The organism is Bradyrhizobium sp. CCBAU 53351 (assembly GCF_015291745.1).
GTDB lineage: Bacteria > Pseudomonadota > Alphaproteobacteria > Rhizobiales > Xanthobacteraceae > Bradyrhizobium.
In genome coordinates this window covers 5,150,537-5,163,828 of sequence record NZ_CP030059.1, presented here as the reverse complement: position 1 = coordinate 5,163,828, position 13,292 = coordinate 5,150,537, and the positions used below count along the sequence as shown (strand labels likewise).

Here is a 13,292-nt window from a genome sequence, read left to right as displayed (position 1 = left end):
GGCCGCGGGGCGCTCCCGCTTTTATGCCTTCCCTGATCCATCCCCGTTGGCTAGACAGGCGGGGTCACCTCTGCCCAAAGGGCGCCGTCCAACAGATAACGACAGACAAAGAGACGACATGAGCGACGCGATCAAAACCGATGTGCTGATTATTGGCGCCGGCCCCTGCGGTCTGTTCGCCGCCTTCGAGCTTGGCCTTCTCGACATGAAGACGCATTTCGTCGACATCCTCGACAAGGTCGGCGGCCAGTGCGCCGAGCTCTATCCGGAAAAGCCGATCTACGACATTCCCGGCATTCCGCAGGTTTCGGGGCAGGGCCTCACGGAAGCGCTGATGGAGCAGATCAAGCCGTTCCATCCGACCTTCCATCTCGGCGAGATGGTCGAGACCGTGGAGAAGATCGGCGATCCCTTGTTTCGCTGCACCACGGATGCGGGCAAGGTGTTCGAATGCAAGGTGCTGGTGATCGCTGCCGGCGGCGGCTCGTTCCAGCCCAAGCGTCCGCCGGTGCCGGGCATCGAGGCCTATGAAGGCACTTCGGTGCATTACGCCGTGCGCAAGATGGAAACGTTCCGCGACAAGAACGTGCTGATCGTCGGCGGCGGCGATTCCGCGCTCGACTGGACTCTCAATCTGCATCCGATCGCCAAGCGCATCACGCTGCTGCACCGGCGCGACGAGTTTCGCGCCGCGCCCCACAGCGTCGAGCAGATGCGGGCGCTGGTTGCCGGCGACAAGATGGATCTGCGGCTCGGCCAGGTCACCGCGCTCTCCGGTGCCGACGGCAAGCTCAGCGGTGCTACCGTCAAGGGTAACGACAACAGCATCAGCGAAGTCGCCTGCGACACCATGCTGCCGTTCTTCGGACTGACCATGAAGCTCGGTCCGGTCGCGAATTGGGGCATTGCGCTGGAGAACAATCTGGTGCCGGTCGAGACCTCCGCGTTCGAGACCAACGTGCCCGGCATCTTCGCGATCGGCGACATCAACACCTATCCCGGCAAGATCAAGCTGATCCTGTGCGGCTTCCACGAGGGCGCGCTGATGTCGCAAAAAGCCCATCGCTACGTCTATCCGGAGAAGCGGCTCGTGTTCCAGTACACGACCTCGTCCTCCAGCCTGCAAAAGAAGCTCGGTGTCAACTGACGGCAACGGGCGGCAAGAGGTTGCCCCATGTTTCTGGTGCTGGAACCGTTCGCGAAATCGCCGTAGTCTGCGGCCATTCCGGTCGTGGACTAACAAGGTGATCTAATGCGGAATTTTTCCAGCTTTCGGCTGCTCCCCTTCCTCGCGCTCGCATTGTCGCTCGCGACGGTGACACCGTCTGCCGCGCAGACCGCCGAGCCCACGGCGGCGGGCCTGTGGCAGAAGGTCGAAGACGGCAAGACGGTCGGATGGTTTCTCTTCATCGACCGCAACGGCATCTTCGAAGGCGTGATCGCCAAGACCTTCCCGCGCCCCGGCGACGATCCGAACGAGATCTGCAGCAAGTGCACCGACGATCGCAAGAACGCGCCTGTGCTCGGCATCTCCTTCGTCCGCAACATGAAGCGCGAAGGCTTGAAGTACGAAGGCGGCAACGTGCTCAATCCACGCGATGGCCAGATCTGGAAGGCCAACATGAAGGTCAGTCCCGACGGCCAGACCCTGACGCTGCGCGGCTATCTCGGGATTTCGCTGCTCGGCAAGGACGAGGCCTGGACACGCCTGCCTGACGCCAACATCGCCCAGGTCGATCCCGCCATCGTGGCAAAATATCTGCCCGCGCAGGCGGCGGCCACCAAGCCGCCGGCACCCGCACCGAAGAAGGGCGGCGGCATGATGATGGCACCGGCGAAGCAGTAGGCCGGTTGCGGTCTTCTTGAGCGTCGTCGTCTCGGCGTCGGATTTTGATCCTAGGCCGCATCCGTCGAAAGGCGGATGCCTTTGCGCCCTGCGGCAGTAGTTCCCCGGAATGCGCGCTGGCAGCGGATTTGCATAGTTGTCGTCAGCTGCTGGGGGAACGAGTCGCCGGTGCCGCGCCTGATTCAAGGCGCGGACAACGGATGGCGTTGTCGTCCCCCGCACGGATCATTTTGATCGCGGGACGACGAGATGAGATTTTCAAGCTTGTGCGCGGCGACGCTGCTGGGCGTGACGTCGCTTCTGACATTCCCGGCCCAGGCGCGTGACGACGGGCGCTACGCCAACTCGCCGTTGAAACCCTGGTTCGAAAGCCTGCACAGCGAATTCGGCCAGTGCTGCACCGACGCCGACGGCTACGTCATTGCCGACGTCGATTGGGAATCCGATCGCGGCCGCTACCGCGTCCGCATCGACGACGAATGGGTCGTGGTGCCCGACGGTGCCGTGATCACCGTCCCGAACAAGATCGGCCGCACCATGGTGTGGAAGCACTATATCGACGGTCATCCGCGCGTGCGCTGCTTCATGCCGGGCAGCATGACCTGAAAACGCTGACGGCGCCCGCACCGGATGCAGGCGCCGCAAGCGATGCGGTAGGTTTAGCGCGCCTCGCTTTGCGAATTTGCACTCGCAAGCCGCTTGACGCGCGGCGACAACACCGAGACCTGTGCGGGCGAGGCGGGCATGCCGGCGACGATCATGGTGGGCGCGGTCGACTGCTCCTCAACGCCGGCACCGCCGAGCACCTGCACCTGGGTCGCCGAGATCGGCAACGACTTCACTTCGTAAGAGGGAAGCTCTCCGGCGAACGCGCTAGCCGAGCTCGCAATCATGGCGCCGGCGAGGGCAATCATTGTGAGAACACGCATTGGAAAATCTCCGTTGAAGATGTCAATCGGAGGTTTGGTCGTGACGATGCCGGAACAGGTTCGCTCCTGTTCGAACATTCATGTGTCCATTGACGAACTTCTTGATTGCGTCAGGCGACAGCACGAGACGAAGTTTTCCGCGCCAATGTTTCCGGACGGTTTCGCGGAGACCCAAGTCGGCGCTTCAGGTCACCGGCGCCGGATTGAACAGCGTGAGATCGTTGTGGATGCCCCAGCGGTCCGACCATGGCTTGGTGCGGCCGGAGGCGACATCGAGGATCAGGCGGAACAGGTCCCAGCCGCATTCCTCAATGGTCTTCTCGCCGGTGGCGATGCTGCCTGAATCGAAGTCGATCAGGTCCTTCCAGCGCCGCGCGAGCTCGCTGCGGGTCGCGACCTTGATCACGGGTGCCGCTGCAAGGCCGTAAGGCGTGCCGCGGCCGGTGGTGAACACCTGCAGCGTCATGCCGGAGGCGAGCTGGAGCGTGCCGCAGATGAAGTCGCTTGCCGGCGTTGCCGCGAACAGCATGCCCTTCTGCGTGGCCTTCTCGCCCGGCGAGAGCACGCCGGTGATCGCGGATGATCCGCACTTGACGATCGAGCCGAGCGACTTCTCGACGATGTTGGCGAGGCCGCCCTTCTTGTTGCCGGGCGTGGTGTTGGCGCTGCGGTCGGCGCCGCCGCGGGCCAGATAAGAATCGTACCAGGCCATCTCGCGCACCAGCGCGCGGCCGACATCCTCGTTGATCGCGCGTCGCGTGAGGAGCTGGATGGCGTCGCGCACCTCGGTGACCTCCGAGAACATCACGGTCGCGCCGGCGCGCACCAGGAGGTCCGCGGCAAAGCCGACGGCGGGATTGGCGGTGACGCCGGAGAAGGCGTCGCTGCCGCCGCATTGCAGGCCGATGACGAGATCGGAGGCCGGGCAGGTCTCGCGTGTGCGCTTGTTGAGGATCTTCAGGCGGGCTTCCGCCTGGGTCATGATGGCATCGACGATCGCGCCAAAGCCGTCGAAGGCTTCGTCCTGCATCCGCACGATGGCATCGCTGACGCCCTCCGGCACCAGCCGCTCGGGCGCGAGTTTTTCGCAGCCGAGGCCGACCACCAGAATCTCGCCGCCGAAATTCGGGTTGAGCGCGAGGTTCTGCAGCGTGCGGATCGGCACCACGGCGTCGGGCGCGGTGATCGCGACGCCGCAGCCATAGGCGTGGGTCAGCGGCACGACGTCGTCGACGTTGGGGTACTTCGGCAGCAGCTCGGCGCGGATGCGCTTCACCGCATATTCCATCGTGCCCTTGACGCATTGCACGGAGGAGGAGATGCCCAAAATGTTCTTCGTGCCGACCGAGCCGTCCGGATTGCGGTAGCCCTCGAACGTAAAACCTTCGAGCGGCGGCAGCGGGGCGGGGACGGCGGTGGAGATCTCGAGCTTGTCGAGGTCGGGGGCCTCCGGCATGCGGATGCGTGCCTCGTCCACCCATTCGCCGGCCAGGATCGGCGACAACGCATAGCCGATGATCTCGCCGTAGCGGATGATCGGTGCGCCTTCCGCGATGTCGACCAGCGCCGTCTTGTGCCCCTGCGGCACGAAGGCGCGTAGCGTCAGCCCGCTGGCGAAGCGGGAGCCGGCGGGAAGCCCGAAATCATTGACCACGATCGCGACATTGTCGCGCTCGTTGAGCTTGATGTAGCGGGGCTGCTCTTTCGCTGCGACGTCCTGGTCCATGGGAGGACTCCGTCTTGTAGGGCGGGTTAGCCGAAGGCGTAACCCGCCACTTCTCTCGATGCTGGAAGATAGGAGGCGGGTTACGCCAGCGCACTGCGCTTTGCGCAGCCGCCGGCTGACCCGCCCTACGAACGTGCATCAGCCCGGGAACGTATAGGCCGTCTTCACCGTGGTGTAGAACTCGCGGGCGTAGGAGCCCTGCTCGCGGGCGCCGTAGCTCGAGCCCTTCCGGCCGCCGAACGGCACGTGATAGTCGACTCCGGCGGTCGGCAGATTGACCATCACCATGCCGGACTCGCTGTTGCGCTTGTAATGCGAGGCGTATTTCAGGCTGGTGGTGCAGATGCCGGAGGCAAGGCCGAACTCGGTGTCGTTGGAGATGGCGAGGGCCTCTTCGTAGTTCTTGGCGCGGATGACGGCGGCGACCGGGCCGAAGATCTCCTCACGCGCGATACGCATGTTGTTGTTGGCTTCGGTGAACAGGGCCGGCGCGAGATAATGGCCGGGGTTCTCGCGCTTGAGCAGCTCGCCGCCGAAGGCGAGCTTGGCGCCCTCGTCCTGGCCGATCTTGATGTAGCGCAGGTCCTGGTCGAGCTGGCTCTGGTCGACCACGGGGCCGATATGCACGCCGGCCTTGAGCGCGTCGTCGACCGACAGGCTGTTCAGGCGCTCAGCCACCGCAGCGACGAAGCGGTCGTGGATGCCTTCGGTGACGATCAGGCGGGAGGAGGCGGTGCAGCGCTGACCGGTCGAGAAATAGGCGCCGTTGACGGCGACCTCGACGGCGGTCTTGAGGTCGGCGTCGTCGAGCACGACCAGCGGATTCTTGCCGCCCATCTCGAGCTGGAATTTCTTCATGGGGTTCGAGAGCACGCAGGCCTGCGCGATCTTGCGCCCCGTCTGCACCGAGCCGGTGAAGGAGATCGCGGCGACGTCCGGGTGCTCGAGCAGGGTCTGGCCGACCACCGAGCCGGAGCCGACCACGAGGTTGAACACGCCGGCGGGAATGCCGGAGCGGGTGATGATCTCGGCGAGCGCGTGCCCGGAGCCGGGCACCAGCTCGGCCGGCTTGAACACGACGGTGTTGCCGTAGCAGAGCGCCGGCGCGATCTTCCAGGCGGGGATCGCAATCGGGAAATTCCAGGGCGTGATCATGCCGACGACGCCGACGGGCTCACGCGTGAGCTCGACGTCGAGGCCGGGGCGAACCGAGGCGCCCTTCTCGCCGATCAGGCGCAGCGCCTCGCCGGCGAAAAACGCGAAGATCTGGCCGGCGCGGGCGACTTCGCCGATGCCCTCGGGGAGGGTCTTGCCTTCCTCGCGGGCGAGCAGGCGGCCGAGCTCTTCCTTGCGGGCGAGGATTTCGAGGGAAATCTTGTTCAGCGCGTCGAAGCGCGCCTGCGGCGTCGACTGCGCCCAGGCAGGGAAAGCGGCCTTGGCGGCGGCGATCGCCTTCTCGGTCTGCGCCTTGTCGGCCTTGGCGTATTCGCCGACAACGTCGTTGGTGTTGGAGGGGTTGATGTTCCTGGTGACGCCCGAGCCGTCGACCCATTCGCCGCCGATGAAGTTCTTAAGGATCGCAGTCATCGTTTCCTCCATATTCAAGGGGGCATGATCCTGGTCGGAAAACCGGTGTCCACTTTTCCGGGATCATGCCTGAGTGTTTACCGTACCAGGCACGGACGCTTGTCGTCGAAAGTCCAGCCGGGGATCAGGTCCTGCATGGCAATAGCGTCATCCCGGGCGCCAAGTCCATGCTGCTTGTAGAGGTCATGCGCGGCGTCGATAGCGGCCCTGTCGATTTCGACGCCCAGGCCTGGCCTGTCAGGCACGGCGATCTTGCCACCCTTGATTTGAAGCGGCTCCCTGGTCAGCGCCTGGCCGTCCTGCCAGATCCAGTGGGTGTCGATCGCGGTGACCTTGCCGGGGGCGGCGGCGCCGACATGGGTGAACATGGCCAGCGAAATGTCGAAATGGTTGTTGGAATGCGAGCCCCAGGTCAGGCCGTTGTCGCGGCAGGTCTGGGCGACGCGCACCGAGCCCTGCATGGTCCAGAAATGGGGATCGGCCAGCGGGATGTCTACCGCCCCCAGGCGCAGCGCATGGGAGAGCTGCCGCCAGTCGGTCGCGATCATGTTGGTCGCGGTGGGCAGCCCGGTGGCACGGCGGAACTCGGCCATGATCTCGCGGCCGGAGAAGCCGGCCTCCGCGCCGCAGGGGTCCTCGGCATAGGCGAGGATGCCGTGCATGCCCTTGCAAAGCTTGATCGCCTCGTCGAGCGACCAGGCGCCGTTGGGGTCGAGCGTCACGCGTGCGTTGGGAAAACGCTTTGCGATGGCGGTGACGGCCTCGATCTCACGCTCGCCGCGCAGCACGCCGCCCTTCAGCTTGAAGTCGGCGAAGCCGTAATGGTCGTGGGTGGCTTCCGCGAGCCGCACCACGGCCTCCGGCGTCATCGCCTCCTGGTGGCGGAGGTTGAACCATTCGGGTTTGCCGGTCTCGCCGTTGACGTAGCTGAGCTTGCTCTTGCGCCGATCGCCGACGAAGAAGAGATAACCGAGCGTCTCGACGCTGCTGCGCTGCTGGCCTTCGCCGAGCAGGGCGGCGACCGGCAGGTTGAGGTGTTGACCCAGCAGATCAAGCAGCGCGGATTCGATCGCGGTGACCGCGTGGATCATCACGCGCAGATCGAAGGTCTGCTTGCCGCGGCCGCCGGCATCGCGGTCGGCGAAAGCCGTGCGGACGTCGGCGAGGATGTTGTTCATCGCGCCGACGGTCTTGCCGATCACGAGGTCGCGCGCGTCCTGCAGGGTCTGCCAGATTTTCTGCCCGCCCGGCACCTCGCCGACGCCGGTGTGGCCGGCATTGTCGGTGAGGATGACGATGTTGCGGGTGAAGAACGGCGCGTGCGCGCCGCTTAGATTGAGGAGCATGCTGTCGCGGCCGGCGACCGGGATCACCTGCATCGCCGTGACGATTGGTGCGCCGGAAATCTCGGTCAGGGCCATCGCTCGCTCCTTGTTGTGGTCGGCCTATTCTGCCGCCTGTTGTGTCGATCGGATGGCGGGCAGATTCTTCACCAGCGCGGTCACTTCCGCGATCTCCTGCTCGGTGAGGTCGGTGAGCGGCGGGCGGACCGGGCCGGAGTCGCGGCCGATCACCTTCATGCCGGCCTTGATGATCGAGACCGCATAGCCCTTCTTGCGGTTGCGGATCGCGATCAGCGGCAGGATGAAATCCTTCAAGCCGGCCTGGATTGTGGCGTGGTCGCGCTTGCGCACGGCGGCGTAGAAATTGGTGGCGAATTCCGGCACGAAGTTGAACACGGCGGAGGAATAGGTCGTCACGCCCATGTCGAGATAGGGCAGCGCGAAGGTCTCCGCGGTCGGCAGGCCGCCGACATAGGTCAGGCGGTCGCCGAGCTTGGTGTAGACGCGGGTCATCAGCTCGATGTCGCCGATGCCGTCCTTGTAGCCGACGAGGTTCGGGCAGCGCTCGGCAAGGCGGGCGAGCGTGTCGGGCTGCAGGATGGCGTTGTCGCGGTTGTAGACGATGACGCCGATCTTCACGGCCGCGCAGACTGCCTCGACATGGGCGGCAAGGCCCTCCTGCTCGGCATGGGTGAGATAGGGCGGCAGCAGCAACAGACCGTCGGCGCCGGCCTTTTCCGCACCAATGGCGATCTCGCGCGCGATCGCGGTGCCGTAGCCGGTGCCGGCGAGCACGGGCACGCGGCCCTTGGTCTCGTCGACGGCAGCCTTCACGACTTCAGGAACTTCGGTCGGCGTCAGCGAGAAGAACTCGCCGGTGCCGCCGGCGGCGAACAGGCCCGCGACGTCGTAGCCGCACAGCCAGTCCATGTTGGCGCGGTAGGTCGCCTCGTCGAAGGAGTAGTCAGCCTTGAACGGCGTGACGGGAAAGGACAGGAGGCCGGATCCGATCTTCTGGGCCATTTCCTGCGGGGTCATCTTGCTCACGGGCGCTGTTCCCTTCGTGCGTGTTGTGGAGGACGCGGGCCTCGATGCCTGCGCGTCCATGCGCCGTGGTTTAGGAGACCGTTCGATGCGGGTCCAAGCTAAAGCCTATATCGACCGATGCGGATTGAGCATTAATCCTCCGCCACCTCCGCGGAGGACAATTCACCGGCGATTTTGACCAGTGCCGAGAGCAGCGGATTCTCGTCGTCGCGGCGCCAGACCATGAACAACTCGACCGGCACGCGGCCCCGCAGCTTGAGCGGGCGCAGCCGGACGTCGGAGATCTTCAGGCCCGCAGCCGCGGCCGGCACGATGGCAAGGCCGAGGCCGGCGCGCACCATGGCCAGGATCGAGTGGATCTGGCTGAGATGCTGGACATAGCGCGGCAGCACGTCGGCGCGGGTGAATTGCGCCACCAGGAGATCGTGGAAGTAGCGGCTCTCATAGGGCGAATACATCACGAAGGGCTGGTCGTCGAAATCCTTGATGGTGATGCTGTCGGCGCTCGCCAGCGGATGCTTCTTCGGGATCGCGGCGAGCAGGGGCTCGGCGACGACGCGGCGGCTGGTGAGCTCGGGCCGCGCAATCGGCGGCCGGAGCAGGCCGGCGTCGATCTGGCCCGAAGTCAGCGCCTCGAACTGGTCGCCCGACACCATCTCCTTCAGCGAGAAATCCACCTCGGGCAGTTTTGCACGGCAGGCTGCGACCAGTTCCGGCAGGAAGCCGTAGGCGGCGGCCGCGGTGAAGCCGATCTTCAGCGAGCCGGTCTTGCCGAGCGCGATGCGGCGGGCGACCTGCGAGGCGCTTTCCGCCAGCTTCAGGATACGCCGCGCCTCCGGCAGGAAGCTGCGCCCGGCAGGGGTGAGGCGGACCGAGCGGCTGGTGCGCTCCAGCAGCGGCGCATCGATGATGTGCTCGAGCACCTGGATCTGCCGGGACAGCGGCGGCTGGGTCATGTTCAGCCGCGCGGCGGCGCGGCCGAAATGCAGTTCTTCGGCCACCGTGACGAAACAGCGGAGCTGGTTGAGGTCGAACATCGATACATGCCTTAGATGAATAAGGCGTTTCCCCGGCACTTCTAGCATCGATCACCCCCAAAAACAAAGACGGCGGCTTCTGAGGGCCGCCGTTGAGTTGCCTGGTCAAGCTCCCATGGGAGCCCTCAGGAGGAACGTTTGAGCGTCACCCGCTCGATCTCGCCGACGATGACGAGGTAGGCGAACGCCGCCACCAGCGCGTTGAGGCCGACGAACACCAGTGCGCCGTTGAACGAGCCGGTCGAGGCCAGGATGTAGCCGATCACGATCGGCGTGGTGATCGAGGAGAGGTTGCCGAAGGTGTTGAACAGGCCGCCGGAGACGCCGCCGGCTTCCTTCGGCGAGGTGTCGGAGACGACGGCCCAGCCGAGCGCACCGATGCCCTTGCCGAAGAAGGCAAGCGCCATGAAACCGACCACCAGCGCCTGTCCGTCGACATAGTTGCAGGCGATGATCGACATCGACAGCAGCATGCCGCCGACGATCGGGATCTTGCGCGCCATGGTCAGCGAGCCGGTCCGGCGCAGGATCGCGTCCGAGATGATGCCGCCGAGCACGCCGCCGATGAAGCCGCACAGCGCCGGCAGGGTCGCGACAAAGCCGGCCTGCAGGATCGACAGGCCGCGCTCCTTGACGAGGTAGACCGGAAACCAGGTCAGGAAGAAATAGGTCAGCGTGTTGATGCAGTACTGGCCGAGATAGACGCCGAGCATCATGCGGTTGGAGAGCAGCTGGCGGATGTGGTCCCAGCCGGAGCCGGCCTCGGGCGACCGCGCGCGCGGCAGGTCGTCCTTGGGCGCGTCGAGATCGACCAGCGCGCCGCCGTTCTTGATGTAGTCGAACTCGGCCTCGTTGATCGAAGGGTGCTCCTTCGGGCCGTAGATGGTCTTGAGCCAGGCGAAGCCCATGACGATTCCGAGCGCGCCCATCACGAAGAACACGAAGCGCCAGCCGTACGAGTGGGCGATCCAGCCCATCAGCGGCGCGAAGATCACGGTCGCGAAATATTGTCCGGAGTTGAAGAAGGCCGACGCTGTGCCGCGCTCATTGCCCGGAAACCAAGCGGCGACGATGCGGGCATTGGCGGGAAAGGACGGCGCTTCCGCGACGCCGACCAGGAGACGGAGCGCGAACAGCACCACGACGGCCGTGCCGGCGCTGAGGAAGCCGACCCAGCCCTGCATCAGCGTGAACAGCGACCAGATGATGATGCTGAAGGCATAGACGAGGCGCGAGCCGTAGCGGTCGAGCAGCCAGCCGCCCGGCACCTGCGCCACGACATAGGACCAGCCGAACGCCGAGAAGATCCAGCCCATGGCGACGGGATCGAGATGCAGCTCCTTGGAGAGCGCGGGACCTGCGATCGACAGCGTGGCGCGGTCGGCATAATTCACTGTCGTGACCAGGAACAACATGGTCACGATGAACAGCCTGACGCGAGATCGCCTCGCGTCCGCTGCGGACACCACTGCGCTCATCAGGCGCCTCCTTGAAACTCGAACATTTCCTCCAGGCGACTCCTAGAGGCGCGTGCGGCGGAGTGTCCAAGTTCAAGGCAGTATCGATCGATGCCGTTTTTGGATTGATGGAACGGCAGGTGAGGGGAACGATTGCGTGGAGATGGCGAATGCGCTCACAGCGCACTCCATGGTCATTCCCCGCGCAGGCGCGAAATCCAGCATGCCGCAGCGTCTCGATTCAATTGCAGCTGTCACGGATTACTGGATCGTCCGCCTGCGCGGACGATGACATTGAGTTTGCGAAGGCAGCGCTGCTTACTGCTGCGCACTCGGCAGCAGCTGCGGCAGCACCCCCCGCGTCACGCCCGGCGGCACGGCATCCAGCCCGAGCACGGCACTCGCGGCCGGCAATGCCGCATCCGCCATCGCCGCATGCCCCTCGGCGCTCGGGTGCACCGCGCCGCCATAGACGGCGGAGAGCACGCCCCATGTGGCGTCGTGGATATCGGTCGGCTGGCTCGCCGCCGGAAGGCCTTGCGGATAGGTCATCGCGGCGAAGTAGCTGTCGTTGGCGTCGCGGATCCAGCGCCCGCGGGGCAGGTAGGCGCGGTATTCCGAGGCGCCACGGCCGCACAGCATCGGCTGGCTCGCTGCGCTCACGATATCAGGATTGAAGCTCTGGCCGTTCTCGGCAAAGCAGGCGCGGTCGAATTCGGGATCGTTGCCCGAATGCGCGCAAAAGCCGTGATCGGCGAAGGCGGCCTGATGCGCATCGACGAAGGTCATGCGGTCGGCCTCGGGATCGCGGCACAGCGCGCCGCGGGTGCAGGTGGCGAGCGCCTTCAATTGCGGCAAGAACTCGGTGTCGACGAAGGTCGAGACGCGGGCGAGGCGCTGCGGGTCGGCGTTGAAGGACGGATGGATGTCGAACCCGGCGCGGCCGCCACGGCAGGGCACGCCGCCATCGGCAAGCGCGGGATTGGCGTAGGAGACATAGACGACGTGGGAGAGATCGCCGCCGACGAGCGGCTTCAAGGCCTCGCGCAGCTTGACGAAATTCTGCGGCAGCTCGCGGGCCAGCGCATCGCGGGAATCGTCGACGCTCGCCATCACGCCGGAGCGGCGGAACAGCGCCCGCTCGGTCGCGGTGTCGACGATGACGTCGGCGACCAGGCCGGAAAAATAGACGTCGTTGGCGCCGGCCGAGATCAGCACGAGGTCGAGCGTGCGATCGGGCTGGCGCTTCTTCGCCGCGGTCAGCGCCTCGCGCAGCTCGGCGACCTGGGCGTTCACGCTGGTGTTGCAGACCCCGGTCTTGCCGGGCGGGCATTCGCGGGCGCGCTGCGAGCCGAGCAGCCCGTCGCTGATGCTGGCACCGGTGCAGGCGAGCGGCAGATAGGTCACGGCAATGTGGGTGTAGCGCACCGCGAGGGCCAGCGCGGTGCGCGTCTGGTAGCTGTACAGCGAGCGGTGGCAGGGCGCGTTGAACCAGAGCGCACTGTAGCGTTGCCAGTTGGCGAGCGTATCCGGCGCCTCGCAGGCGCGGCCGCCCTTGTAGCCGTGGCGGCTCGGCCGATAGTACTGCCCGCCGGCGGTGCCGAGATAGGAGCGGAAGCAGAAACCTTCGTCGGACAGCGCCAGCGGCCGGTCCGGATTGCCCTCGCCCGAGGCGATGCTGTCGCCGAGGCCGGCGACGAAGACGTCGCGGACCTGGATCTCGGTCTGGACCTTCTGAGTCGGATCGGAGCCGGAGGAGACATCGACGGTCGCGACCGTCGGCTTGCCGTAGCGGACACGCAAATTGATCGGCTCGGCGCAATCGAAGGTCGATTGTTGCGGGCCGTCGCCGTCGTCGAACGACCAGGCGCAGATGGCGCCGACCGGCACCGCGCCGACGAGGCGTACGGTGACGGGATGGTCGATCGGGGTGAGGTAGTTTTCCTTGGTGTTGTCGCGGGTGCAGGGCTGGTTGACGCGGCCCTGGAGGTCGATGCAGAGGCGGTTGACCATGTTGCGGGCCCAGCCGCGGCCTTCGCTCTGCTGCTCCAGCGATTGTTCTGCGGCGAGGATGTTGCGGTTACGCGCATTCTCGACATGGAGCAGGAAGTCGCGCTCCTCGCGGAACAGCCGGAAGCGATTACGTACCTCCCAACTGATCTGCAGCGTGCCGGCATCCTGGGCGGCGGCGCGTTCGGCCGGCAAAACGGTCAAAAGCCCGGCCAGCAGCAGGGCGCCGGCGGAGAGGGTACGAAGGAATACAGGGATCATGGCCCGCGTCTTCAACGGCAAAGTTGAGGCGGAAATAAGAGAGCATTGC

At 65.5% G+C, this 13,292-nt stretch carries 11 protein-coding genes; 3 read left to right on the top strand and 8 right to left on the bottom strand.

Annotation, left to right across the window (positions count from 1 at the left end):
- Positions 1–118: 118 nt before the first annotated feature.
- The 3 genes from XH83_RS24565 (at position 119) to XH83_RS24555 (ending at position 2,452) form a co-directional block, all read left to right on the top strand.
- Complete coding sequence (locus tag XH83_RS24565; protein ID WP_194403284.1) at positions 119–1,147, top strand: NAD(P)/FAD-dependent oxidoreductase; 1,029 nt, start codon at positions 119–121, stop codon at positions 1,145–1,147.
- Between the two features lie 105 nt (positions 1,148–1,252).
- Entirely contained in the window at positions 1,253–1,846 is a 594-nt protein-coding gene (locus XH83_RS24560) for a DUF2147 domain-containing protein (protein ID WP_194403283.1), read from the top strand.
- Positions 1,847–2,095: 249 nt separating this feature from the next.
- The gene (locus XH83_RS24555; protein ID WP_194403282.1) at positions 2,096–2,452 is read left to right on the top strand and encodes a hypothetical protein; all 357 of its coding nucleotides are present in this window, start codon (positions 2,096–2,098) and stop codon (positions 2,450–2,452) included.
- Positions 2,453–2,505: 53 nt separating this feature from the next.
- Here XH83_RS24555 and XH83_RS24550 read toward each other — a convergent pair whose 3' ends face one another.
- From XH83_RS24550 to XH83_RS24515, 8 genes are all read right to left on the bottom strand, one after another.
- Positions 2,506–2,775 carry a hypothetical protein gene (locus XH83_RS24550; RefSeq protein ID WP_194403281.1) on the bottom strand — a complete coding sequence of 90 codons (270 nt, stop codon included), beginning with the start codon at positions 2,773–2,775 and terminating at the stop codon, positions 2,506–2,508.
- Between the two features lie 184 nt (positions 2,776–2,959).
- A complete protein-coding gene (gene garD, locus XH83_RS24545) occupies positions 2,960–4,501 on the bottom strand; it encodes a galactarate dehydratase (protein WP_194403280.1) in 1,542 nt (513 codons plus the stop codon).
- A 138-nt stretch (positions 4,502–4,639) separates the two neighbouring features.
- The gene (locus tag XH83_RS24540) at positions 4,640–6,088 is read right to left on the bottom strand and encodes an aldehyde dehydrogenase family protein (protein WP_194403279.1); all 1,449 of its coding nucleotides are present in this window, start codon (positions 6,086–6,088) and stop codon (positions 4,640–4,642) included.
- 77 nt (positions 6,089–6,165) lie between these two features.
- Positions 6,166–7,509, bottom strand: a complete 1,344-nt coding sequence (gene gudD / locus XH83_RS24535; protein ID WP_194403278.1) for a glucarate dehydratase — start codon at positions 7,507–7,509, stop codon at positions 6,166–6,168.
- A gap of 24 nt (positions 7,510–7,533) precedes the next feature.
- Positions 7,534–8,478 carry a 5-dehydro-4-deoxyglucarate dehydratase gene (gene kdgD, locus XH83_RS24530; protein ID WP_194403277.1) on the bottom strand — a complete coding sequence of 315 codons (945 nt, stop codon included), beginning with the start codon at positions 8,476–8,478 and terminating at the stop codon, positions 7,534–7,536.
- A gap of 131 nt (positions 8,479–8,609) precedes the next feature.
- Positions 8,610–9,515 (bottom strand): LysR substrate-binding domain-containing protein, encoded by a 906-nt coding sequence (locus XH83_RS24525; RefSeq protein ID WP_194403276.1) that lies wholly within the window; start codon positions 9,513–9,515, stop codon positions 8,610–8,612.
- 125 nt (positions 9,516–9,640) lie between these two features.
- On the bottom strand, positions 9,641–10,993 hold the full coding sequence (locus tag XH83_RS24520; RefSeq protein WP_194403275.1) for an MFS transporter: 1,353 nt from the start codon (positions 10,991–10,993) through the stop codon (positions 9,641–9,643).
- 297 nt (positions 10,994–11,290) lie between these two features.
- The gene (locus tag XH83_RS24515; protein ID WP_194403274.1) at positions 11,291–13,243 is read right to left on the bottom strand and encodes a hypothetical protein; all 1,953 of its coding nucleotides are present in this window, start codon (positions 13,241–13,243) and stop codon (positions 11,291–11,293) included.
- Positions 13,244–13,292 lie beyond the last annotated feature (49 nt).

Coding starts and splice junctions, on each gene's coding strand:
- XH83_RS24565 (WP_194403284.1), top strand. CDS start 119: ATGAGCGACGCGATCAAAACCGATGTGCTGATTATTGGCGCCGGCCCC.
- XH83_RS24560 (WP_194403283.1), top strand. CDS start 1,253: ATGCGGAATTTTTCCAGCTTTCGGCTGCTCCCCTTCCTCGCGCTCGCA.
- XH83_RS24555 (WP_194403282.1), top strand. CDS start 2,096: ATGAGATTTTCAAGCTTGTGCGCGGCGACGCTGCTGGGCGTGACGTCG.
- XH83_RS24550 (WP_194403281.1), bottom strand. CDS start 2,775: ATGCGTGTTCTCACAATGATTGCCCTCGCCGGCGCCATGATTGCGAGC.
- garD (WP_194403280.1), bottom strand. CDS start 4,501: ATGGACCAGGACGTCGCAGCGAAAGAGCAGCCCCGCTACATCAAGCTC.
- XH83_RS24540 (WP_194403279.1), bottom strand. CDS start 6,088: ATGACTGCGATCCTTAAGAACTTCATCGGCGGCGAATGGGTCGACGGC.
- gudD (WP_194403278.1), bottom strand. CDS start 7,509: ATGGCCCTGACCGAGATTTCCGGCGCACCAATCGTCACGGCGATGCAG.
- XH83_RS24525 (WP_194403276.1), bottom strand. CDS start 9,515: ATGTTCGACCTCAACCAGCTCCGCTGTTTCGTCACGGTGGCCGAAGAA.
- XH83_RS24520 (WP_194403275.1), bottom strand. CDS start 10,993: ATGAGCGCAGTGGTGTCCGCAGCGGACGCGAGGCGATCTCGCGTCAGG.
- XH83_RS24515 (WP_194403274.1), bottom strand. CDS start 13,243: ATGATCCCTGTATTCCTTCGTACCCTCTCCGCCGGCGCCCTGCTGCTG.